This window comes from Shewanella zhangzhouensis (assembly GCF_019457615.1).
GTDB lineage: Bacteria > Pseudomonadota > Gammaproteobacteria > Enterobacterales > Shewanellaceae > Shewanella > Shewanella zhangzhouensis.
In genome coordinates, this window is the sequence record NZ_CP080414.1 from 966,150 (window position 1) to 989,010 (window position 22,861).

At 55.5% G+C, this 22,861-nt stretch carries 16 protein-coding genes, 1 pseudogene and 1 riboswitch; of the genes and pseudogenes, 9 read left to right on the plus strand and 8 right to left on the minus strand.

Annotated elements, in window-relative coordinates:
• Positions 1 to 45: 45 nt before the first annotated feature.
• Entirely contained in the window at positions 46 to 1,449 is a 1,404-nt protein-coding gene (gene dbpA / locus K0H63_RS04135) for an ATP-dependent RNA helicase DbpA (RefSeq protein WP_220066859.1), read from the minus strand.
• 437 nt (positions 1,450 to 1,886) lie between these two features.
• Here dbpA and K0H63_RS04140 point away from each other — a divergent pair, with 437 nt between their 5' ends.
• Complete coding sequence (locus K0H63_RS04140; protein WP_220066860.1) at positions 1,887 to 3,602, plus strand: GSCFA domain-containing protein; 1,716 nt, start codon at positions 1,887 to 1,889, stop codon at positions 3,600 to 3,602.
• Between the two features lie 292 nt (positions 3,603 to 3,894).
• Here the strand turns inward: K0H63_RS04140 and K0H63_RS04145 are convergent, their stop codons facing one another.
• From K0H63_RS04145 to K0H63_RS04165, 5 genes are all read right to left on the minus strand, one after another.
• The gene (locus tag K0H63_RS04145) at positions 3,895 to 5,610 is read right to left on the minus strand and encodes a SulP family inorganic anion transporter (protein WP_220066861.1); all 1,716 of its coding nucleotides are present in this window, start codon (positions 5,608 to 5,610) and stop codon (positions 3,895 to 3,897) included.
• A gap of 182 nt (positions 5,611 to 5,792) precedes the next feature.
• A complete protein-coding gene (locus K0H63_RS04150) occupies positions 5,793 to 7,859 on the minus strand; it encodes a S9 family peptidase (RefSeq protein WP_220066862.1) in 2,067 nt (688 codons plus the stop codon).
• A gap of 344 nt (positions 7,860 to 8,203) precedes the next feature.
• Entirely contained in the window at positions 8,204 to 8,839 is a 636-nt protein-coding gene (locus K0H63_RS04155) for a malonic semialdehyde reductase (protein WP_220066863.1), read from the minus strand.
• Positions 8,840 to 9,279: 440 nt separating this feature from the next.
• Complete coding sequence (locus K0H63_RS04160) at positions 9,280 to 9,567, minus strand: hypothetical protein (protein ID WP_220066864.1); 288 nt, start codon at positions 9,565 to 9,567, stop codon at positions 9,280 to 9,282.
• Positions 9,568 to 9,573: 6 nt separating this feature from the next.
• A complete protein-coding gene (locus tag K0H63_RS04165; protein WP_220066865.1) occupies positions 9,574 to 10,494 on the minus strand; it encodes a hypothetical protein in 921 nt (306 codons plus the stop codon).
• Positions 10,495 to 10,670: 176 nt separating this feature from the next.
• Between K0H63_RS04165 and K0H63_RS04170 the strand changes: the two genes are divergently transcribed.
• A complete protein-coding gene (locus K0H63_RS04170) occupies positions 10,671 to 11,093 on the plus strand; it encodes a hypothetical protein (protein WP_220066866.1) in 423 nt (140 codons plus the stop codon).
• A 286-nt stretch (positions 11,094 to 11,379) separates the two neighbouring features.
• Here the strand turns inward: K0H63_RS04170 and K0H63_RS20250 are convergent.
• A pseudogene (locus K0H63_RS20250) lies at positions 11,380 to 11,546 on the minus strand (vitamin B12 dependent-methionine synthase activation domain-containing protein); the annotation flags it as partial.
• Positions 11,547 to 12,621: 1,075 nt separating this feature from the next.
• Here K0H63_RS20250 and K0H63_RS20255 point away from each other — a divergent pair.
• Entirely contained in the window at positions 12,622 to 13,143 is a 522-nt protein-coding gene (locus tag K0H63_RS20255) for an MBL fold metallo-hydrolase (protein WP_434086760.1), read from the plus strand.
• 273 nt (positions 13,144 to 13,416) lie between these two features.
• Here K0H63_RS20255 and metH read toward each other — a convergent pair whose 3' ends face one another.
• Positions 13,417 to 17,157: a methionine synthase gene (gene metH / locus K0H63_RS04180; RefSeq protein ID WP_220066868.1), complete on the minus strand. Its 3,741-nt coding sequence runs from the start codon at positions 17,155 to 17,157 to the stop codon at positions 13,417 to 13,419.
• Positions 17,158 to 17,433: 276 nt separating this feature from the next.
• Here metH and K0H63_RS04185 point away from each other — a divergent pair, with 276 nt between their 5' ends.
• The 6 genes from K0H63_RS04185 to cobU all read left to right on the plus strand — a co-directional run bounded on the left by K0H63_RS04185 (position 17,434) and on the right by cobU (position 22,858).
• Entirely contained in the window at positions 17,434 to 18,153 is a 720-nt protein-coding gene (locus K0H63_RS04185; RefSeq protein WP_220066869.1) for a histidine phosphatase family protein, read from the plus strand.
• 81 nt (positions 18,154 to 18,234) lie between these two features.
• A riboswitch (cobalamin riboswitch) is annotated at positions 18,235 to 18,387 on the plus strand.
• Between the two features lie 99 nt (positions 18,388 to 18,486).
• Complete coding sequence (locus K0H63_RS04190; RefSeq protein ID WP_220066870.1) at positions 18,487 to 19,302, plus strand: ABC transporter ATP-binding protein; 816 nt, start codon at positions 18,487 to 18,489, stop codon at positions 19,300 to 19,302.
• Positions 19,303 to 19,346: 44 nt separating this feature from the next.
• Positions 19,347 to 20,342: a FecCD family ABC transporter permease gene (locus K0H63_RS04195; RefSeq protein WP_258405702.1), complete on the plus strand. Its 996-nt coding sequence runs from the start codon at positions 19,347 to 19,349 to the stop codon at positions 20,340 to 20,342.
• A 9-nt stretch (positions 20,343 to 20,351) separates the two neighbouring features.
• On the plus strand, positions 20,352 to 21,386 hold the full coding sequence (cobT, locus tag K0H63_RS04200) for a nicotinate-nucleotide--dimethylbenzimidazole phosphoribosyltransferase (RefSeq protein WP_220066872.1): 1,035 nt from the start codon (positions 20,352 to 20,354) through the stop codon (positions 21,384 to 21,386).
• Between the two features lie 13 nt (positions 21,387 to 21,399).
• Positions 21,400 to 22,182 carry an adenosylcobinamide-GDP ribazoletransferase gene (locus K0H63_RS04205; protein WP_220066873.1) on the plus strand — a complete coding sequence of 261 codons (783 nt, stop codon included), beginning with the start codon at positions 21,400 to 21,402 and terminating at the stop codon, positions 22,180 to 22,182.
• Between the two features lie 130 nt (positions 22,183 to 22,312).
• Complete coding sequence (gene cobU, locus K0H63_RS04210) at positions 22,313 to 22,858, plus strand: bifunctional adenosylcobinamide kinase/adenosylcobinamide-phosphate guanylyltransferase (protein WP_220066874.1); 546 nt, start codon at positions 22,313 to 22,315, stop codon at positions 22,856 to 22,858.
• Positions 22,859 to 22,861: the final 3 nt, after the last annotated feature.

A 22,861-nucleotide genomic window follows, 5' to 3' on the forward strand; every position in this document is an offset into this window, starting at 1 on the left:
AAAAAGGGCAGCCTGTGCTGCCCTTTTTCTATTTGCAAACCTGGCTTACTTCATCAGCCAGGCGCGGTACGACTTGCCTTTAATACGGCCGGAGGTGATTTTACCCAGGGCCTTCTTTGCCACCTTGCGGTCAACCGCCACATAGGCGCGGTAGTCTGTCACCAGAATTTTGCCCACCTGGCCGCCTTCGATGCCGTTTTGGCCGGTCAGGGCACCCAGGATATCGCCGGGGCGCAGCTTATCTTTTTTACCGCCGTCGATTTGCAAGGTGATCATGGCTGGCGCCTTGGGCATGCTGCCAAGGAGGCTTGCTGAGGGCAGCGGCTCGCTTTGAATGTCGCGCTCCAGATACTCTTCTAACAACGCTATCTTGTAGCCGTCTTTGTCATTAAAGAAGGTAAAGGCGGCGCCCTTGCTGCCCGCACGGCCGGTGCGGCCAATACGGTGAATGTGCACCTCTGTGTCGTGGGCCACGTGGTAGTTGAATACCGCATCGAGGGCATCGATATCCAAACCGCGGGCGGCCACGTCGGTGGCGACCAACACGCAGGCGCTCTTGTTGGCAAATTGCAGCAGGGTTTCGTCCCTGTCGCGCTGCTCAAGGTCGCCATGGAGCGCCAGTACGCTGAAACCTGCGGCCGTAAGATCATCGGCCACCTTCTGGGTTTCACGCTTGGTGTTACAGAACACCACGGCGCTCTCGGGTTTGTGCTCAATCAGCAACAATTGCAGCGCCTGCATGCGGGCAGCATCGTCTTCCAGATGGAAGAAGTGCTGGGCAATGGTGCTCTTCTCGTGGGTGGTGGCCACTTTCACCATCACGGGGTTATACATCACCTGCTGGGCAATGGTTTGAATCTGTTCGGGGAAGGTGGCGCTGAACAGCAGGGTCTGGCGCTCCCTCGGGCTTCTGGCAATAATCGCATCCAGCTGCGGCTGAAAGCCCATTTCCAGCATGCGGTCGGCTTCATCGAGCACCAACATATTGAGATTGCTCAAATCGAGGCGATCGCGCTCCAGGTGATCAACAATCCGCCCCGGCGTCCCCACAATGATGTGGGCGCCATGTTCCAGCGAGCCCACCTGTGGCCCCATGGGCACACCGCCGCAAAGGGTAAGCACTTTGACGTTGTGGATGCCACGGGCGAGGGTGCGGATCTCCTGGGCCACCTGATCGGCCAGCTCACGGGTAGGGCACAGCACCAGGGTTTGAATGCGAAAACGCTTCACATCCAGCTTGTTCAGTAAACCCAGACCAAAGGCAGCGGTTTTGCCTGAGCCGGTTTTGCCCTGACCAATCACATCCTCACCCGCCAGAATGGCCGGCAAACTCTGGGCCTGAATGGGCGTCATCTCGTGGTAACCCATGGAGGACAGGTTCTCAAGCAGTTCGGTTTTAAGCTTAAGGGTGGAAAAAGCCAGTGAAGGCTGGGTATCTGAATTGCTCAAGGAAAGTATCCTGTGGTGGCTAACCGGGCGTTTGCCGGGTCACTGAAATGGCGTTCTGTACTGGTTATCGCTATCGGAGTGGGGCTGAGTGTGAATTGTTTGGGTGACATCTCTGTGCCAACCCCTTCCTTACCCAACCCCAAAGCGTGGCTATTGTAGCAACAAAGCGCCACATTTGCCTCAAGACTGAATAGCGGGGTAAAGCAGGTGTGGGCAGAGTGCTTAAGCACATCTTTTTCAATGTGGCTCTTAATGCGGCTCAATGCCGCTCGCTCTGCCAGTAAGGGAAAGGCTTGCCTTGCGTGAGGGATTAGAGCTGTAACTTTCGCTTATTGGCTTGATTTGTGCATTGTTTCAGGACATATGCCCCATGGCCAAACTTTTGGCAATGGGGCCAACGACTGGAATTGCTGAACTCTGACAAGGAGGTTTAGACCATGGCACTTGCACTACCCTATGATTCTTCCCGTGATGAGATTTTCTGGCGAACCGCTGTTGCCAACATTCGTACGGGGCTTGAAAACTTCAACATGCTCACGCCAAAGTTCAACATTGAACCTCACCATCGGATTTCATCGGCAGGTTCCTGTTTTGCTCAGCATATAGGTAACTGGTTGACGCAAAATAATTATTCTTATAACAGAAGCCAGCTAAACCTCGATGAAGTATCGAGCTTTGCGTTTGGCAATATTTACACCCCCCGCTCTTTGCTGCAGTGGTTTGTTTGTTCCGATGAAGAATTATCGCAGCACAGCGTGCACTTTGAGGCACAGTCCAGCCGCTACTATGATTTGTTATTACCAAGAGCTGCCGAAACGGGCTATCAATCACTGGATGAGTTACTGGCGTTCAGGACGTTGGCGATGGAGGAAACCCGAGCTCAGTTGGCACAAAGTGAATCTTTTATTTTTACCCTTGGACTGATTGAGGCCTGGATCGATTGCAACGGCATTAGCTATCCAAGTTGCCCCGGGGTGAGGTTTGGTGAGTATGATCCTGAAAAATATCAGCTTAAGGTATTTAATTATCAGGAAATATTTTCTGATCTTAGTGAGCTTTTCCAGCAAATCAAAGCTGTAAACCCCGACATACGTTTTGTGCTGACGGTATCACCTGTCCCTTTGACGGCCACAGCCACTGATGACCACGTGTTGGTGGCCAACGGCTATTCCAAATCGGTCCTGCGGGCTGTTGCGGGGGAATTTTGCCAAGGGCGGGATGATGTTAGCTACTTCCCCTCGTTTGAACTTATCACCACCCCCTTACCGGAAGACTTTCGCTATCTGGAAAATCGGCGCACTGTATCTGAGAAAGGCGTTGGCTATGTGATGCGGCATTGGGCTGAATCCTTAAATGGTAAACAAACACCAGAAGCAAGCCACATTGAAGCGGCATGCGATGATGAAATGCTGGATGCCATTAAGAAGGACACATCTAGTGATCTGGGCACACTGCTGACCCTCATAGGTGATAGCCATTTTGGCAAGTTGGCCAAGTCTTTTGAGCGGCTTGGTCAGTCCTGTTGTGGTGGCATGGTGATGAATGGTTCCGGATTCGCTCAGCATAAATTCACCTTGACCAGAGATGCGGACATCATGGTGCCATTAGAAAGCGCAGAATCCCGGCGCCTATGGCAGCCCATAGTTAACAACCTCGACAGCTTATGTAAGGCTCAACGTCAGTCGGAGTCCTGGGTATTGACCAATATTGGGCTGCAAACCCATCAGACTGTGTCCACGTTTGTGCAGTGGATGAAAGCTGAGCGCCCAGACAGGTTGAATCAGATTGGAATGGAAGACTATGTGGAGTTTTTCGATGCAAAAATGCGAGACCAAATGACTATAGTGTTTCGCCTAAAGGAACAGGGACATAGGATACTGGTGATTTCAGATACCCCATTCTGGCAGTGCTTTGACGAGTCCAAGGGAGTGGCACCCTTAATGATGGCCTACATGGATGCGATGGAATATGTGTGGCAGCAGATGGGTGTTGAGTTCTTTCATGCGGCACGTATTTTTAATGAAGAGATAAGCGATCCAATGCCTTACGCTTCAACTTTGGTTTATTCCGATGGTAGTCCGGATTACTTCCATGGTGGGGACTCTTATTACGATTGGCTCGCCGGGAAATTATTGCCTTTGCTGAAAGCCTGACGTATCTGGTGATTTTCAATAATAGGCACTGTTGTTTAATATGGTTTTTATTAATTTAAACAGGGGATAGGCCTTTTGAAAGGTCGTGATGTGAGGCGCGGATAGGGCGGCGGGCAAGGCCGCTCCTTCGTTTCGGCTTTCCATAGAGAGGGGCACATGGCATCCCAAGTGCCACCGACACCGCAGTATCGAAGTTGAACATCCTTCGCTTGGCGAATACTGACGTAGTAAATCCTGCCCGGCTTAGTGAGTATCGGGGCATCCATCAACTACCGCAGCGAATGGCAGTGCCTCAGAGTGAGGCACTGCCGGATGTCGTCTTGCCCACTGCCGCACCGCTGGCGGCCTTGGCGTTAAGTTCGTCCACTTCAATGCCCAGCGAGGCGGCGAGGCTTGAAAGCGCATCGGCACGGCTGTGGAAAATGGGCAGATCGCTGTGGTGGTCGATGAAGTTGGCTTCCCAGCTGTATTTGCGCGGCACCACCAGATACACATTGCAGCCACAGTCCTTGGCGTCCAGCAGTACGTTTTCGATGGCAAGGCCGGTGGTGGAGTCCATGTAGGGCACCCGGCATAAATCCAGCACCAGGGTCTCGGCAGATTTCACAGCAATGGATTCGCGCTGCAGAGTCTTGGCAACGCCGAAAATCATAGGGCCGCTCAGGCTCAAAAGCAGGGTATTGGACTTCTCGTTGATGGCATCCAACATGCGCTTTTCGTTGGGGCGCATGTCGGAGGCTTCACCCGAGTCGTTGATGGCGTTGATGTTGCGCTCCTGCAACTGTGACAGGCGGTCGATGGTGATAAGGTTGGCGATAAACATGCCCACACCCACGGCCACAATCAAATCCACAAACACGGTGAGCACCATGACCACATACATGGTCATGGCTGCCGAGCGCGACAATTGGTGGGCACGCTTTACAAAGGCCCAGTCGAGAATATTCAAACCAACCTTAAAGGCAATGGCCGCCAGCACCGCCATGGGGATGTATTCCACTATTCCCGCGGCGAGGGAAAACACGATAAGCAGGGTCAGTACCCGCACCACGCCGGAGAGGGCGCTGCTGGCACCGGCCTGAATGTTGACCACAGTGCCCATGGTGGAGCCGGCGCCGGGCAGGCCGCCGCACAGGCCCGAGGCGATATTGCCAAGGCCCTGACCAATCAGTTCTTTGTTGGAGTTGTGCTCAACCCGGGTGAGGCGGTCGGCAATCACGGCGGTAATCAGTGAGTCGATACAGCCAAGGGCGCCCAGCATCACGGCGCTGATGAGCATGTGGGTCAACTCACCGTAGGTAAAGGTGGGGATAATCAGCGATGGCAGACCAATGTTGATTTCACCGATACGCCGCACATCCTCTATGTCCAGCAGCAACACCGAGGCGAGGGTACAAAACACCAGCGCCAGCAGTTGGGGTGGCAAGCGCATCTTGATGAGTTTGGGCACAATTTGCATCAGCGCCAGCGCCGAAAGCGCCAGCACCAGCTCCTGCCATTTGATATTGCCGATAAGCGTTGGCAGGGCTTCGATAACCCCCACTGCGCCGCCGGAGATGCCGGCAACCCCCACCAGATTGGGCAGCTGCAGGATGATGAGCAGCACACCAATACCCGACATAAAGCCGGAAATCACACTGTACGGCATCAGGGTAATGTAGCGGCCGAACTTGAGCGCGCCGAGGATAATCTGAACCAGACCCGCCAGCATCACCACGGTAAAGGCCATGGCCAGCCCCTTGTCGGGATGAGTGGCGGTGAAGCTGGCAATCACCGCAGTGGTGACCACAGTCATGGGGCCCGTGGGCTCAGAAATCAGGGTGCGGGTGCCACCAAAGAGGGCGGCAAACAGGCCCACCAGCAGGGCACCGTAAATACCGGCCTGGGCGCCGGCGCCGGAGGCCACACCGAAGGCCAGTGCCAGGGGCAGCGACACTATGGCTGCGGTTACCCCACCCATGAGATCGCTGGTGCGGGATTTGCTGTCAAAGGCGTTGAATATCGGCACGCTGGCTGTCCTTCAAAATGCGGCTGTGATCTTGGTCACGGAGTTTATAGGGATAGTCGGGCTTAGCCAAGGCGCAATCTTGCTGGTCGTACTAGGTTGAAAGAACAATGAGATCGCTCTGTCGAACACTTGAACGCCAGCTAAAAAATAGCCCCGCAATGCGGGGCCGTTGGCTGGGATAATCAGCGTGCGCCCGGCTCGGCGAAGCGGGTCATCCAGTCTTTGACTTCGTTGTACCAATAAATGGAATTATTGGGTTTGAGGATCCAATGGTTCTCGTCGGGGAAGTAAATCATCCGCGACTCTATGCCCTTGGTTTGCAGGGTGCGGAACAGCTCAAAGCCCTGACCCACAGGTACGCGGTAGTCCAGCTGACCGTGAATAACCAGAGTCGGGGTGTTGAACTTGTCGGCGTGATAGTGGGGCGAGATAGTTTTGTAGATCTCGGGGCTTTCCCAAAAGCCGCCGAAGCGGGTGCTGTGCACGGCAAAGTCGGCTGCCATTTGCGAGTACATGTTATACACGGCAGCATGAATGAGCAGCGCCTTGAACGGATGCTCTGTGCCCAGCAGTATCGAGGTCAGGTAGCCGCCGTAGCTCGCACCACCGGCCACCATGCGCTCGGTATCAATCCAGGTCTGGGCCTCAAAGTATTTGGTTGCGGCCTGAATATCCGCCAGCGGCTTGGTGCGCCAGTCAGGGTTGATGGCATCGGCAAACTCCTGCCCAAAACCGCTGGAACCATGGAAGTTTGGCCATGCGGTGACATAACCCCAGGAGGAGAAGGTCTGGGCGTTCCAGCGGTAGCTGAACGAGTCGCCAATGGCATTGTGCGGACCGCCGTGAATAAGCAGGAACAGCGGGTATTTCTTGCTCTTGTCAAAACCCGGTGGGTAGTGCACCCACATCTGGATGTCTTTGCCGTCTGCGCCCTTGTAGGTCACCGACTCGTAGTGGCCAAGATCAGTTTGCCTCAGCAGTTCATCGTTGAACGTGTCCAGACGGGTGGTTTTGCCGCTCTTTACATCCACAGTCACCAGGCGTGGGGGATAGAGGAAGCTGTCATTGGTGGCAACCAGGGTGTTTTTGTCGGCAACGGCCGGGGCACCAAAGCTGGTGGCCTTGGTGATGGCCCTGGGTTTGCCGGTTTTGGCATCGATTTGATACAGGCGCTGGGTGGCGGCGTCATCGATGTTGCTGAACAGGCTCTTGCCATCCTTGCTCCACACGAAACTGCCCAGGGAACGATCCCAGCCATCGGTAAGGGATTTAAGCTTCTTGCTGTCCATGTCATACAGCATCAACCGCGACGTATCGGCATAAAAGCCCTGAATATGCTGGCGACTGAAGGCGAGGGTGTCGCCATCTGGGCTGAAGCTAGGGCTGTCATCCGGCGCCTTGTTGTCCGGCGTCAGGTTGTCGGCCTGATTGCCGCCGATGCGGGCGAGGAAGAGGTCGATATTGGGGTCAACCTGATTGTCCCAGCCGTTTGAGGTGAAGGCGATATACTGCTCGTTGGCATCGATATCGTAGTCACCTGAACTTTGGCTTGAGCGTGGCAGCTCGCGGCCAAGGGGTTGGGTGATGGCTTCTACTTCGCCGCCGCTGGCGGCAATACGGAATACATGGGCCTGACGGTTTTCATCAATCCAGTGGTCGAACTGGGAATAGGGCAGGGCATTCCACTGACGGGCCGACAGCTTCTTGTCTTTGTCGGCCTTGAGTTGCTCGGCCATCTCATCCCAGCTCTTTTGCGGCCACACATTGGCGATAAAGTAGAGATGCTTGCCGACCCACTTGATGCCATACACACCTGTGGGCACCTCGGTCAGGCGCTGTGCTTCCCCCGGGCCTGTCATCGGCAGCAGGTAAATCTGACCGGCATCGTCTTTATCGCGCTTGCTGACAAAGGCGAGTGTGCTGCTGTCGGGGGAGAATACGGGCTCACTGGCGCCGAGGCCTTCGGCGGTGATGGGGCGCTGCTTGTTGCCGTTGCGGTCAAACAGCCACAGACGGGTGTAACCCTTGTCTTCTTTAACATCGAAACGGGTGACCGGCGCTATGATGTACTGGCCGTTGGGTGACACCACAGGCGAGCCGACTCGCTCGAGTTGCCACAGGCGCTCGACGCTGAGCAGCCGCTCGGAGGTGCTTGCAACTGTTTTGGTTGCAGTAGTGCTAGTGTCGTCAGCCGCGTTTGACAGCAGCGGAAACAGACAGAGCGCTGTTATTAAATGGATCTTGTTCATGCAATGGGCTCCAGGATTGCGCTATCCACAGTCGTTGGGAATTCACCTCTTGCCGAGGTTTTCCTCTCGATGCCCTGCTGTGGCGATATTCCTTGGGCCACAGAAAGGCATGCCTCTTTTGTTAGCTACCGGTGCAAGCCGGATAAGAATCAAGGCGATATCAGCTTACGACACCAACCTTTAAATTTCATTAATCTGACTGATGGGCAGCTTGAAGCGAGAAGCGGCCCACGGCGTGAATGTTTGATGTATTTTAAAGCCTAATGAAAGTCCAGCCTTTTGCTGAGTATCGTAAACTGAGCCGCTAGAGGAACAAAAGCGGCTCGCCTATCCACAGCACTTAATTAAAGTAGCTGACAGGCCTCGTCGAAACTCAGCCTCGGTTGCCTGGGATGCAGCTTGTTGCTGTCGCCATAGCCGAGATTACACAGGAAGTTGCTGCGGGTGCAGCCAGTGGTGAAAAACTCCTGCTCATCGGGGTAGGCCTGCTGACCGGCAGCGAAAAATTCCTGATCCACCTTGGCATTATCGAAGCCGGACATGGGGCCGCAGTCCAGCCCCAGTGCGCGGGCGGCGAGGATAAAATACGCCCCCTGCAGCGAACTGTTGCGCCGGGCGGTAACCTCGGCGAGCTCCGGTGCCTTGATAAACATCTCTTTCATTGCCGGATTGTGGGGCGCAAGCTTGGGTAAGCGTTCGTAAAAGCGCAGGTCGTAGCCTATGATGGCAGTCACCGGCGCCATCATGGTTTTTTCTACATTGCCCGAGGCCAGCGCCGGTAACAGCCGCTGTTTAGCAGCCTCACTGCGCAGAAAGAGTATCCGCGCCGGGCTGCCATTGACGCTGGTGGGCGCCCATTTCATCAGTTCATAGATTTGCTTCAAAGTCTCATCGGAAACGGGCTTATCCAGCCAGTGGCCGTGGGTGCGGGCCTTGCGGAACAGGGTGTCCAGAGCCTCATCGGTTAACGGCGTGTTCATAGGGTCCTCCTGCGTGCCGCCGGTGTATGCCCTTAAGGTATAAACCGCGACACGCCCCCTTGCCACGAACACCAGGCGAATGAAGCGCCCGTTTACTGAAATCCAAATGATTGGGTGGCATCCACTAAAAACGATAACCTCTCCCCAAATTTAAGACCATGGCATTGATAAGAATTCCCATACACTGGAGCCGATGGAAATCTCAACATGAATTTTAGCAACTGAAAATAAATTGATTTTGAGTAAATAGTAAATTCAAAAAATGACACAGTGTACATGTGAGAGAAATTGAGACCAGTTATTGCCTGAGCTAAAGAAAGTCATGAATTCGATATTGCCTGACGGCGTTTTTGAAAAGAATGAACTCGTAGATATGATATCCCAGATTTTAAATCCATCGGCAAACGTTCATCCATGCACTTTTAAATCGATTATTTAATTCAGTAGTCTTCCGTAACTGATAAAATTTCCAGGGGATTACAGCTCCCCTGAACTAATCGTTTCCCTTTAATGTTAATTTTTTGTCCAACCTGCGGCGGTTGGGCAAACCAGTGCATGGCAAGCGGGGGCATAATGCGGCCTTCGAATTGAACTTGTTCTCCTTGAATCTCAGCAATTTGAAAGCTGTCTTCAAACTCTTGGTAAACACAGGGCCCACCATCTTTTTGACAACCTGAGAGCACGCTCGATAAAGCCAAAGGCAGTAGGGCGCAACGTAATAGATTCATATTGGATTACCCTTCAGTACAGGGAAGGTTTTCTTGAAAGTTCACCAGCAAAGTTGCCACATAATTGGCGAGTGGACCAGGTTCCAAATCCTGGGCCCAAGCACAAAATTCTTTCGGATAATTTTGCTGATAAACAAAGTTTTCCAGCATTGCCAACACTTGATAACCCAATTCAGGCTCGGTGGTATCAGCCATTTCATCTTCGTTCTCAATCGGTTTTGGAGTATCTAGTGTCACGAACGGCAGTACATATAAGCTGGCAAAGTCGCCTTGGCTCAAGAGCTGTTGAATTAACGAAATAGCTTCTTGTTCCCGCCCGTCGCGAGCCATTGCAAAGGCAAGCAAACGCTGGTCTTCAACAGCAGGTGAGTCCAACAAGATTCTATCCATATGCTGGTAAAGCAATTGCCAAACTTCACCCACATGAGGAGCGGGGGCTGATGCCATCAGTCTTGCCGTGATATATGGATGTTTTGCAAATGCTCGATGAAGGAAGCTGATCTCTTTCGGATTTTTAGGGTGAATCCATTCTCCCATTAAAGAGTAAGTTCCTTGTTGGATTAAGCGATAAGCTTCCAGTATCCATTGTTCATCTGTGCTGGAAAATATTTCAGCTGGCAATTGGATAGGCGGTCTTCGGTCTGAAAAGTCAAAAACATTGTCATCACCGCAGCGATACGATTGTTCTGACCACAGAGACTCAGGGGGGGAAAACATAATCAACAGACTTGCCCTGCGATCAAGCTTTTGTGAGCAGGCATAGTTGAGTAATTCGCTTAATGCATCATGGTCGATAATATTACTGAGTTGATGGCTGGGCGAGGTCTCACTGGGGACAGCACATGCTATAAGGCTTTGAGTGAAAAGTAATAAAATCATGAGTTTTACGGAAACCCATCTCTTTGACATGCTCAAACATGTTTCCATAGAACACTCCTTGCTCTATTGTTAACTATCGGTAAGTTAGCCAGAAATAGTCGTTATCACAAACATATTCGGCTCGGGATGAGGGAAAGTTCGTCGAAATGAATTGGATTGTAGATGAGGCTGACTAAACCGGGAGCGTAATTCTACGCTCGGACCGGCAACAAAAGAGGGCGATGATGGACCAGCTTGCGCTGACATGGGAACTGGAAGAGACCAAACACCGGCAAAAGAGTAAACTCAGGCTCGGTGTGAACATCAATGGCGTTCGGTTAACTGAGATTATTTCTCAATTTGAGCAGCAACAAGGCATTGCCGAGTTTAACGACGTTTTTTTGCATGAATCCGATGTACAAGAATATTCGTTGTTCAACTGGCTTAAGAGTCTCGAAGAAGGGGATGTTCGGATCATTCTTCTTGGCTGTAGTTGTGGGCAAGTCGAATGTTCATTCTTTTATGCCAATGTTTGCAATCGCGATGGTTGGGTATATTGGCAGTTCGATGGTTGGCCTAAACGCGATTATTCTGAATTTCCTTCCTTTTGGTTTAACGCGTCAGAGTATCAGCAGGTTATTGAGGATGCGCTTCTGCACTATCAGTAAATCGTGTGATAAAAGAGTCAGGACACCCAAAATACTTTTGCTGGAGAATATGCCCATCCTGCTCTGAGCGGCCGAGGGCATGGAAGCCGGGGCAGCGTCAGTCTAATCAGGCGAGAGTGTCGCGCAGCGACTGGCTCACAAGCGAGAGCCTGGGATGGCGAACTGGCCGTTGTGCATGGATGCATTTGCCCCACCACCTTTGCCAAGCGCAGCTTGGCTGCTGCAAAGAGTGCCGACAATCAATCCGGCTCGCTTATTCAGGGTCATAGTCTCACACCGGTGCCAACTACTTCTCCGTTTCAGCAACCGTCATTCCCTTGCGGCGGGCGTAGTCTTTTACCTGATCTTTGCCGATATTGGTCACACCCAAGTAGCGCGCCTCTGGGGGGCGAAGTTCCAGCCGTTTACTGCCGCTGTGGGATACATGGCGAAGCTTTCGGTGATGTTCAGGTCAGAAAAAGATAAGGTTGCCCTGTTTTTCGTGTTTGGAAAAAATCATTATTCAGCCTTGTCGTGGTACTTGTCGGCCCGGCATGCCCAATTTGCTTACTCCCTTTTTAATCAAGTCAGCCAAAACAAATACTTACACACTTGGTTTTGGCAGATGCCTACCCGGGTAATACACTGGCCGCCGGATTACTTGTTTAAACATTCAGCATTTTCGTCCGCCCGGAGTGGCATGACTTTATCCATGGAGCCCTATCTGATGCGTATTATTTCCGCCTTTGTTATCACCGCCGCCGCTCTGTTGACGCAGGGGTTTGCTCAGGCGGCTGATTGGCAAATCAATGTTTCCGGTCATGGCATTGCGCGCGGTCAGGCACCGGATCCCGCCAATGCCGAATACGCATTTCCGCTGAAGCAGCAGTTATTGTTGGATGATCAAGGGCGCTATCGCAGCGAACGCTGGAGCACATTTCCGGGTGATATTACCTTTCATTTTCTTGAGGTAGGCGGCCCACAGGGCCTGAAGTCGGTCGATCTGGCGGGTTGGCGCACGGGCACCGAAACCGAAATTGACGGACCGGAGAGTGCCAGCATCTCCTACGCTGATATGCTGTTGCTCAGCCCCGTGCTGTTATTAAAGCTCGCACGCGAAACATCGGCGGTTGATGAGAACGGTGGGCAAACTCTGGTGGACCCGGCGGGCCGTACACTGCAGGTGCAGCGCGATGCCACAGGTGAAGTGTCGGCCCTGATTAAGGGCGAACAGCAATACCTCTATACCCAATGGGCCGGTGAAGGCGAACTGCGACAGCCCCGGCAAATCAAAGTGATGCGCGGCGATCGTCAGCTAAGGGAATATACCGATGTAACCTTGCAAGCCGCCGCTGCCAAGCCCGCCGATTTTCAAATCCCAGCCGGTTACGCCGATGCATATCCGCGCAATGGTTTGCGCATCGTCAAGGTCGAAGGGGATCTGTACCGCCTCGAAGGTTCGCCGTCCACCTACCACATGGCGTTTGCGGTCGGCAGCGAGGGCATAGTGCTGTTCGACACGCCGCGCAGCAAGGAAGAAGGCGAAGCGATGCGCCGCGAAATCACCGCCGCATTTCCCGGCCGCCCTGTGACCGACATTGTGTATTCCCATGGCCATAGCGATCATCAGGCAGGCTTGTCGGCTTGGCTCGACCTGCAGCCGCAGATCTGGACCGGCGTCGGTGGTCGCACCGCACTGATGCGAAACGTGGCCGGGGCCGACCAGATACAGATTATCGAAGTCGGTGACGCACGCGATTTGCTGCGGGGTAATCTGGCTTTGCGTCTGCTGCCGGTGCGCACTGGCCACGCACAGGACATGCTGGTGACCCTGTTCCCTGCATCGCGCGCCGTCCTGCAGGGCGACATGTTCATGGTGCCCAATCAAGGGCCTGTTGCGGCTTACCCTCTCGCCGAGCACTTGCAACAGGTGTTGCGTGACGCCAGGTTTGAAGCCGACCACATCATCAGCGTGCACGGCCGCGTTGCAACCGCGGACGAACTGGCGACCAGCGTCAATCTGCAGCACGCTTTGGCACAAGAAAGTCAGAAGCAAATGAAGTCTGAATAAGCCACGCTTAACCGGGTTAAGTGTGAGAGCTGGGGATACCGCACCGGCACTTTTACAGGGACGTACTTGCAGCGTGTCACGGATGAGGATATGCGAAGGCGCACCGCAGGTGATTCGTTTCAACAGAGTTGGCGGCCAGTTTTTAGCCGGTTGGTGAGCTACTTAGTTGGCAGTAGCGCTCTGGGCTTAGGCCCAAAAACAAAAGCCGCGTAATGCGGCTTTTGTTATTAATCCCCGATAGGGTGATCCACGTCCCTGATCATTCAGGGCAACTTATTCAGGGTCATAGTCCAAAACCGGTGTTAACCACTTCTCGGCTTCGGCCACCGCCATCCCTTTGCGGCGGGCGTAGTCTTCTACCTGATCTTTGCCGATGTTGGTTACGCCAAAGTAGCGGGCCTGTGGGTGGGCGAAGTACCAGCCGCTTACTGCCGCCGTGGGGTACATGGCGAAGCTTTCGGTGATATTGAGGTCAATGCACTCGTTGGGTCTCAGCAAGTCCCACAACAGCCCCTTCTCGGTGTGATCCGGGCAGGCGGGGTAGCCGGGGGCGGGGCGGATGCCGCGGTATTTCTCGCGAATAAGCGCCTCGTTATCCAGGTTTTCGTCGGCGGCATAACCCCAAAACTCTTTACGTACCCGCTCGTGCATGCGCTCGGCGAAGGCTTCGGCCAGACGGTCGGCCAGCACCTTGAGCATGATGGCGTTGTAATCATCGTGGTTGGCTTCAAAGCGTGCCAGATGCTCATCGATGCCGTGGCCTGCGCACACCGCAAAGCCGCCGGTGTAGTCGGCTACACCGCTGTCTTTGGGGGCAACAAAGTCTGACAGACAGAAGTTATCGTTACCAACACGCTCGATTTGCATCCGCAAATGATGGGTGGTCATCAGCACTTCGCTGCGGCTCTCGTCGGTGTAAAGCTCGATATCGTCATGGTTCACGGTATTGGCCGGGAACAGGCCAATCACCCCTTTGGCGGTGAGCCACTTTTCATCGATGATGGTTTGCAGCATGGCTTTGGCGTCGGCGTACAGCTTACGGGCCTCTTCGCCTACCACTTCATCGTCGAGAATACGGGGGAAGTGGCCGTGTAGTTCCCAGGCGCGGAAAAACGGCGTCCAGTCGATGCGGTCGACCAAATCATCCAGCGGGTAGTCTTCAAACACCTGAATGCCAAGCTTGTTGGGCACTTTTGGCTGGTAGTTGGCCCAGTCGAGCTGACAGCGGTTTTCCCGCGCCGCATCGATGGAGACAATCTCCTTGCGCTTGGCTTGTGACAGGCGTTTTTCGCGCATCACATGGTATTCATCGTAGGTGGCCTTGATGGTGGCATCGCGGGTCTCATCGTTGATGAGTTTGCTCACCATGGGCACGGCGCGGGACGCATCCGGGATGTAGATGGCGCCGTGTGGATAGTGGGGCGCAATCTTGACCGCAGTATGGATTTTCGAGCAGGTGGCGCCGCCGATGATGGCGGGAATGGTGAGTCCTTCGCGCTCGAAGGTTTTCACGTTATGCACCATCTCATCGAGGCTCGGGGTAATCAGCCCCGACATGCCGATAATGTCGACCTGCTCTTTTTTGGCGACTTCGACGATTTTTTCCACCGGCACCATAACGCCAAGGTCAATCACCTCGTAGCCGTTACAGGCGAGCACCACGCCGACGATATTCTTGCCGATGTCGTGCACGTCGCCTTTTACCGTGACCATCAACACCTTGCCGTTGCTTTGACCGGCGACCTTTTCGGCCTCGATAAAGGGGTTTAAGTAGGCCACGGCCTTTTTCATCACCCGGGCGGATTTAACCACTTGGGGCAGGAACATCTTGCCCTCGCCAAAGAGGTCGCCCACCACGTTCATGCCGTCCATCAGCGGGCCTTCAATCACATCCAGCGGACGGGTAGCCTGCTGACGGGCTTCTTCGGTGTCGGCGTCGATAAATTCGGTAATGCCTTTTACCAGCGCATGTTCAAGGCGCTTGTTCACCGGCAGGCTGCGCCATTCCAAATCTTCTTTTTTACCGGCACTGCCGCCAGCGCCGCCGCGATACTTCTCAGCGATTTCAAGCAGCTGCTCTGTGTTGCTAGAATCGGCTACCGGGCAGGGCAGGTTAAGCACCACGGCTTCGACCCGCTCTTTAAGCTCGGCGGGAATATCGTCGTAAATCGCCAGCTGCCCGGCGTTGACAATGCCCATGTCCATGCCTTCTTTAATGGCATGGTAGAGGAACACGGCGTGGATGGCCTCGCGCACCGGGTTGTTGCCTCGGAACGAGAAGGACACGTTGGACACGCCGCCGGAAATCATCGCATGGGGCAGGGTGGCCTTGATATCGCGCACCGCCTCGATAAAGTCCACCGCGTAGTTGTCGTGCTCTTCGATGCCGGTTGCCACGGCAAAAATATTGGGGTCGAAGATAATGTCTTCCGGTGGGAAGCCGACTTTATCCACCAGAATCCGATAGGCGCGGGTACAGATTTCAATTTTGCGGGCACGGGTATCGGCCTGGCCGGTTTCATCAAAGGCCATGATGATGGCGGCGGCGCCGTAGCGCTTCACCAAAGTGGCCTGCTCGATAAACTTGTCTTCGCCTTCTTTAAGGGAGATGGAGTTAACGATGCACTTGCCCTGCACGCACTTAAGGCCCGCCTCTATGACTTCCCACTTGGAGGAGTCAATCATGATGGGCACCTTGCTGATCTCGGGCTCGGAGGCCACCAGATTGAGGAAAGTGGTCATCACCTCTTCGCCGTCCAGCATGCCCTCATCCATGTTGATATCGATGATCTGGGCGCCGTTTTCCACCTGATCCCGGGCCACATCCAGCGCGGTCTCGTATTGGCCTTCTTTAATCAGCTTCAAAAACTTGGCCGAGCCTGTGACGTTGGTGCGCTCACCTACGTTTACAAACAGGCTGTCGGCGCTGATGGTAAGCGGTTCAAGCCCGGCGAGACGACAGGCAACCGGGATTTCCGGCAACTTGCGCGGGGCGTGTTTTTCAACGGCTTCGCGGATAACGCGGATATGATCCGGGGTAGTACCGCAGCAGCCGCCGACTATGTTCAGCATGCCCTCGATGGCCCACTGGACTATGATGTCGGCCATTTCTTCGGGCGTTTCATCGTAGCCACCGAACTCGTTCGGCAGACCCGCATTGGGGTGGGCCGACACATAGCATTCGCTGATGCGGGAAAGTTCTTCTACATAAGGGCGCAGCTCTTTTGGCCCCAGGGCACAGTTAAGGCCCATGCTGATGGGTTTGATATGGCGCAGCGAGTTGTAAAAGGCTTCGGTGGTCTGGCCTGTCAGGGTACGGCCGGAGGCATCGGTAATGGTGCCGGAAATCATCACCGGCAGGCGCAAGCCAACTTCATCAAAAATTGATTCGATGGCAAACAGTGCCGCCTTGGCGTTCAGGGTATCGAAAATGGTTTCCACCATGATGATATCGGCGCCGCCTTCAATCAGGGCGGCGGTGGACTCGCGGTAGGCGGCCACCAAATCATCGAAGTGGATATTACGGTAGCCCGGGTCATTCACATCCGGGCTGATGGAGCAGGTGCGGTTGGTGGGGCCAAGTACGCCGGCCACATAGCGGGGGATGCCGGTTTGGGCTTCCACTTCATCGGCCACTTCGCGGGCGATGCGGGCACCAACAAGGTTAATCTCGGCCGAGATCGCCTCCATCTCATAGTCGGCCATGGCAACCGTGGTGGCGTTAAAGGTGTTGGTTTCGATAATGTCGGCACCGGCCAGCAGATACTCGCGGTGAATGCCTTTGATGATTTCAGGCTGGGTCAGCACCAAGAGGTCGTTATTGCCTTTTACGTCGCAGTGCCAGTGGGCGAAGCGGCTGCCGCGATAGTGCTCTTCCTCCAGTTTGTGACCCTGGATCATGGTTCCCATGGCGCCGTCGAGGATAAGAATACGCTTGGAGAGATCCTCGTTCAGTCGCTGTTGACGGCTGTGGGCAAGCGCCCTGGTCGCCTGGGATAACACTGGAGTTGCCATAAAAAACACCTGCAAAGTACAAAAAAGTGACTGTCCTGTGTAGCCTAAGCCGGGTTGATGCCGCTGAAAAGGTAAAACCGGTACGGCGCCCGCTTAATTTGATTTGGACATTTATACGTATAGACGTCCATAATACGCGAAACTTAGCTTTAGGGGCAAGCGAAGGCTCAGGAGCAAGCGACGCGCCTGGCGCCAGCACTGAGGCCAGCCCCTGGTCTGGGTAAGACCAGAAAGAGGCCGCCACAGGACGCTGATATAAAAACGGGGTAGAGCAAGATGCACAGGCAAGACGCTGACGCTGTGGTGGCTGTGGAAAAGGATAACGCCAAAGCTCACGGGGACTCACTGGACGACAAAAGCCATGTCCAGATGTCTCCCCGTGACATTATTTTCTGGCGCCATGGCCAGTGTGAAGATGGCGCCGTGCTGCGGGGCCGAAGCGATGCCGAGCCCAATGAAGGTGCCCTCATCGCCATTGCCGGCAAGGCCCGTGACATGGCGGTACCTGCCCGAATCATCTCATCGCCTTTGCAGCGCTGCGCGCGGCTTGCGAATGCCTTGCAGGCAGAAATCACAGCCGGACACCCCGGGAGTAATCCACCAGACATACTTATTGAGCCTCAGCTGACCGAGATGGACTTTGGCGTCTGGGATGGGCAGTCCATAGCACTGCTCTGGCAAACCGCTCCCATGGAGGCCTGGTGGCAAGACCCCTGGGCCATAACGCCCGAGGGCGGCGAGCCCATGCACGCCTTTGAAGCCAGGGTGGCGGCGGCGCTGCAAGGGCTGCTGGCAAAGGCGCCGCTTAATGATGCCGGGCCACTGTGGGTGGTGACCCACGGCGGTGTTATCCGTTGCCTGATGGCCGCTATTTTGGGGGCAGAGCGGGCAGCGGGTTTTTATGGGGCATTGGAGCTGGATTACGGCGCCCGGGTGCACACCCGTTGGTACCGAACAAATGGCGGCTGGCAGGGGCGATTACTCTGGGGCAGCTGAGAATATTGCGCTTCACCCAGTCTTTTGGCCCTTTACCAGGTAGGTGAAAGGTCTGATAATCTGCGGACCGGAGTCACTGCTCCGGCCATTCACGCCAGGGGTGTCGGGGGCCATGCCAACCCGACATGAAAAGGGAACCGGGGACATACCATAAGGTATCAGCCCGGACTGTGCCCGCAACTGTGTGGGGGAATGCCCCCGAGTCAGGATACCTGCCCCTGTGCTTCTTTTACTTTCCCTGTCCGGGCGGGTTACCCGGTGGAGTGATATGAGCCAAATTGCCATGCCCGTTCCCCAGAGGGAACCCGGGTACCTGTTTAATGGGGTAACACCATGACCCCGGCCATCGAAGTCAGCAACCTCTGCTGGCGGGTAGGGGAGCGGCCGCTGCTGGACGGCGTAAGCTTTGCCCTGTCCGGAAACGGTATGTATGGGGTTATTGGCCCCAACGGCGCCGGCAAGTCATCCCTGCTGCGCTGCCTGTACCGCTATATTCGCCCGGACAGTGGCAGCATACTGCTCAATGGTCAGGACATTCACCTCTATTCCAGGCGCAGCTTTGCCCGCGCCGTGGCCGTGGTACCCCAGGAATTACCGCCCCTGTTTGATCTCTCCACCGAAGCCGTTGTTGCCATGGGGCTTATCCCCCACAAGGGCTGGCTTGCTGCCGACAGCGCCGCCGACAAGGCAGGCATTGCAGCGGCTCTCGCGGAAGTGGGGCTCGAAGGCTATGGCCGCCAACCCTTTGGCAAGCTGTCCGGTGGTGAAAAACAGCGGGCCCTCATTGCTCGGGCGCTGGTGCAAAAGCCGCAGTTTTTGATCCTGGATGAACCCACGAGCCACCTGGATGTGCGCTTTCAAATCGAAGTGCTGGAACTCCTCAAACGCCTGGATATCTGCGTGATTTGCACCATCCACGACCTGAACCTGGCCAGTGCCCTGTGCGATGAGCTGCTGCTGATGTCCCGTGGCCGCCTGGAAGCCTCGGGCACGCCTGAGGTAGTGCTCACCGAGGCCATGCTCGCCTCTGTATTTGGGGTGTGCACCACGGTAGAGCCTCACCCCCAGCATGGCCGTCCGCTCATCCATTACTACTATGGTTATGATGCCCGCACCGCCTCCCAAGGCCGCAAAGAGGTGAGCCTGTGACGGCCCTCAAAGCCCTGTTAACCCCGCTCGGACGCCGGGAGCTGATGGTGCTGGCGCTTATTCTGGCCTGTCTGCTATCGCCGGTGCTGGCCAGTATTTTTGGCGCCGTGGACATCGGCTTTCGCGAGGCTATGTCGGTGTACCTGCATGCGCTCATTGGCGAGCGCCCCGCCGATGTGGCCTATCTCGACAGCCGCATTCTGCTGGAGCTGAGGTTGCCGCGCATCCTCCTGGCCTTTGTGTGTGGCGCGGGATTGGCGCTCTCCGGCTGGGCGCTGCAACTGGTGACCCGAAACCCCCTGGCTGACCCTTATCTTTTTGGGATCAGTGCCGGTGCCAGCCTGGGGGCGATTGTGGTGCTCAGCCTTGGGATTACTCATGGGGTGCTGCTCGCCATCGGTCTGCCGCTGGGGGCTTTTATCGGTGCCAGTGCCTCTGTGTTGGTGGTGCTCACCCTCAGTGGCTTTGGGCTGCAAAGCCAGGTGGAGCGCATGCTGCTTTCCGGGGTCGCCACCTCCTTTTTATTCGGCGCCCTCGGCAGTTTGCTTCTATATTTTTCAAGCCCCCAGGTGACGGCGTCGGTGATATTCTGGAGCCTGGGCAGCTTTGCCCGCGCCGCATGGGATCTGCTCTGGTTGCCCTGGTTGGTGTTTGGCCTCTTTGTGGGCTTTTTGCTGCTGGTTCGGCGGCAGCTCTTTGCCCTCAGTGCCGGTGATGAAACTGCCCATGCCCTTGGGGTATCCGTGGCCAAACTGCGCATTATCAGTTTGCTGATGTGCTCTTTGATGACAGCCGTGCTGGTAGCCAGCTGCGGGGGCATTGGTTTTGTGGGGCTGATGATCCCCCACATCACCCGATTGCTGTTTCCCGGCAGTCAGTCGCTGCTGATTGTGGCCATGCTGGGTGGACTTTTTATGGTGTGGGTCGATGTGATGACCCGCAGTTTACTGCCACCACAGGAGCTGCCTGTGGGGGTGATTACTGCCGTGGTTGGCAGTGTGTTTTTCCTGACGCTGCTCTTTGGCCGCAGGAGTGAATAAGGATATCGGATGTTTGATATAGCTCCCGTCAGCCGCGAACGGGATGAGCAAATCCAGGCGCGTATCGACGATAAAACCAAGCCAAGGGGCGCCCTGGGGGCGCTCGAACCCCTGGCGGCGCATCTGGCGCGGCTGCTGGGCGATACGCCGGAAATTAAGCGCCCCGCCATGTTGGTGTTTGCTGCCGACCATGGCATTGCCAGTGCCGGTGTATCCATAGCCCCCCCTGAGGTAACTGCTCTGATGGTCGCCAACTTTGCCAGCGGCGGCGCTGCCATCAATGTGTTTTGCCGTCAGCTCGGTTGGCAGCTTGAAATCATCGACGCCGGTATGCTGAGCGCGCCGCCAAGGGATATGGGCGTGACCGATTGTCGCCTCGGCGCAGGCACAGGCCCCATTCACAAGCGCGCCGCCATGACCCTTGGTCAGGTTGAACATGGCCTCGCCTTTGGCCGTGAACGGGTGCGTGCCCACCACGCCGAAGGCACCAATCTTATTGCTTTGGGGGAAATGGGCATTGGCAATACCTCCAGCGCTGCCGCCGTGATGGCTGCCCTGATGGGGCTTGAGGCCAAAGACTGTGTCGGCCGGGGAACCGGTGTGGATGCAGCCACCCTCAAGCGCAAGCAGATGCTGGTGGAGCAGGCGCTGTTGCTGCATCTGGATATGCTAACCAGCCCCGAATCCATCCTTGCCTGTGTGGGCGGCTTTGAAATTGTCGAGATGACCGGCGCCATGTTGGGGGCTGCCGAGCTGGGAATTCCTGTGTTGGTGGATGGCTTTATTGCCACCGTGGCCGCACTCGCTGCCGTGAAGATGTTCCCCCAAAGCCGCGAATACCTTATCTTTGCTCATCGCTCTGCAGAGCGTGCCCACGGGCTGATACTGGCGCACCTTGAGGCCGAGCCGCTGCTCAGCCTGGATATGCGTCTCGGTGAAGGTACGGGGGCGGCATTGGCCCTGCCGCTGGTGCAGGCTGCGGCCAATTTTTATCGTGAAATGGCGTGCTTCAGTGACGCCGGAATTACAGATGTAACGCCTTAGGGCGGGAGCAGTTATGTCGACCTTTAAGCGTGAACTTGAGTTGTTTTTGTTGGCGCTCACTTTTTTTACCCGCATTCCTGTGCCGGTAAAACTCGATTACAGCGGCGAAGGCTTAAACCGCGCCAGCCGTTATTTTGGCCTGGTGGGCACCCTGGTTGGGCTTATCGCCGCCCTGGTGTTTTACCTGACCCAGTTTATCTTTCCAGCCTCCGTTGCCGTGGTGCTGGCCATGATTGCCACTGTGCTGCTCACCGGCGGCTTCCATGAAGATGGTCTTGCCGATACCGCAGACGGTTTTGGCGGTGCCTTCGAGCGGGAGCGCAAGCTCGAAATCATGAAAGACAGCCGGGTCGGATCCTATGGTTCTCTCGCGCTGATGCTGGCATTACTGCTTAAATTTCAGCTGTTAAGCGAACTGGCACTCTACTCGGTTTCCAGCGTGGTGGGTGGTCTGGTGCTGGGGCATACCTTAAGCCGCGCCTTTGCCGCCAGTATTATTTTTAACCATACTTATGTGCGCGAAGATGCCGAGAGCAAGGCCAAGCCCCTGGCTCAGTCGATGCATTGGGATGAAGTGCTGTTTTTAGTGCTCAGTGCCGGGGTGATTTGTTTGCTGCTTACCGGTGTGGGCGCGACGCTGGTGATACTCATCACCCTCTTTGTGGCCCGCAGCCTGCTGGCCCGTTGGCAGTCACGCCACATCGGCGGCTACACGGGAGACACCCTGGGCGCCTGTCAGCAAATACTCGAGCTTGTGGTCTATCTGGTGCTCCTGATGCTGTGGAGTCAGTCGTGAGTGTGCCTGTCATCGCCCGGTCAAACACTGCTGCAGGCTACTCAGTGTGCGCTTATTCGCTTAAGGGCGCCTGTCAGACAATGCCTGAACTTGAAGTCTGTTCAGTGCTCCTGCTGCTGTGGAGTCAGTCATGATCCATCTGGTTCTCGGTGGCGCCCGCAGTGGCAAGAGTTGTTTTGCCGAGACTCAGGTTGCCCGGGTTTCGCCCCGGGGGATTTACCTTGCCACGGCCACGGCGGGGGATGATGAGATGGCGGCCCGTATCGCCCGTCACCAGCAAGACAGGGCAGAGGCACACTGCCAATGGCACCTTATCGAAGCGCCGCTGGATTTGGCTGCGCAGCTGCGCGCCTTGTCCGGTGAGGCTCGGCCGGTACTGGTGGACTGCCTGACGTTATGGCTGACCAATCACCTGATGGCAAAGCCTCAGACGATAACCGAGGCACGCAAGGAGCTCCTGAAAGCCATTGGCGATTTTCGTGGGCAGCTGTGGCTGGTCAGTAACGAAGTGGGCTCAGGCATAGTGCCTTTGGGCGAACTCAGCCGCCAGTTTGTGGATGAAGCGGGGTGGCTCAATCAGGCCATTGCCGCCATCGCCGACAGGGTGTTCCTGGTGGTGGCCGGGATGCCGCTGGCGCTGAAAGGCAGCTCCATCAACGTTGAAATGGGAGGATAACCC

Bases quoted from the DNA above. Each gene is read 5' to 3' on its own strand.
- K0H63_RS04140 (WP_220066860.1), top strand. From the start codon at position 1,887: ATGGCACTTGCACTACCCTATGATTCTTCCCGTGATGAGATTTTCTGG.
- K0H63_RS04150 (WP_220066862.1), bottom strand. From the start codon at position 7,859: ATGAACAAGATCCATTTAATAACAGCGCTCTGTCTGTTTCCGCTGCTG.
- K0H63_RS04155 (WP_220066863.1), bottom strand. From the start codon at position 8,839: ATGAACACGCCGTTAACCGATGAGGCTCTGGACACCCTGTTCCGCAAG.
- K0H63_RS04160 (WP_220066864.1), bottom strand. From the start codon at position 9,567: ATGAATCTATTACGTTGCGCCCTACTGCCTTTGGCTTTATCGAGCGTG.
- K0H63_RS04165 (WP_220066865.1), bottom strand. From the start codon at position 10,494: ATGGAAACATGTTTGAGCATGTCAAAGAGATGGGTTTCCGTAAAACTC.
- K0H63_RS04170 (WP_220066866.1), top strand. From the start codon at position 10,671: ATGGACCAGCTTGCGCTGACATGGGAACTGGAAGAGACCAAACACCGG.
- K0H63_RS20255 (WP_434086760.1), top strand. From the start codon at position 12,622: ATGCGCCGCGAAATCACCGCCGCATTTCCCGGCCGCCCTGTGACCGAC.
- metH (WP_220066868.1), bottom strand. From the start codon at position 17,157: ATGGCAACTCCAGTGTTATCCCAGGCGACCAGGGCGCTTGCCCACAGC.
- K0H63_RS04185 (WP_220066869.1), top strand. From the start codon at position 17,434: ATGCACAGGCAAGACGCTGACGCTGTGGTGGCTGTGGAAAAGGATAAC.
- K0H63_RS04190 (WP_220066870.1), top strand. From the start codon at position 18,487: ATGACCCCGGCCATCGAAGTCAGCAACCTCTGCTGGCGGGTAGGGGAG.
- K0H63_RS04195 (WP_258405702.1), top strand. From the start codon at position 19,347: ATGGTGCTGGCGCTTATTCTGGCCTGTCTGCTATCGCCGGTGCTGGCC.
- cobT (WP_220066872.1), top strand. From the start codon at position 20,352: ATGTTTGATATAGCTCCCGTCAGCCGCGAACGGGATGAGCAAATCCAG.
- K0H63_RS04205 (WP_220066873.1), top strand. From the start codon at position 21,400: ATGTCGACCTTTAAGCGTGAACTTGAGTTGTTTTTGTTGGCGCTCACT.
- cobU (WP_220066874.1), top strand. From the start codon at position 22,313: ATGATCCATCTGGTTCTCGGTGGCGCCCGCAGTGGCAAGAGTTGTTTT.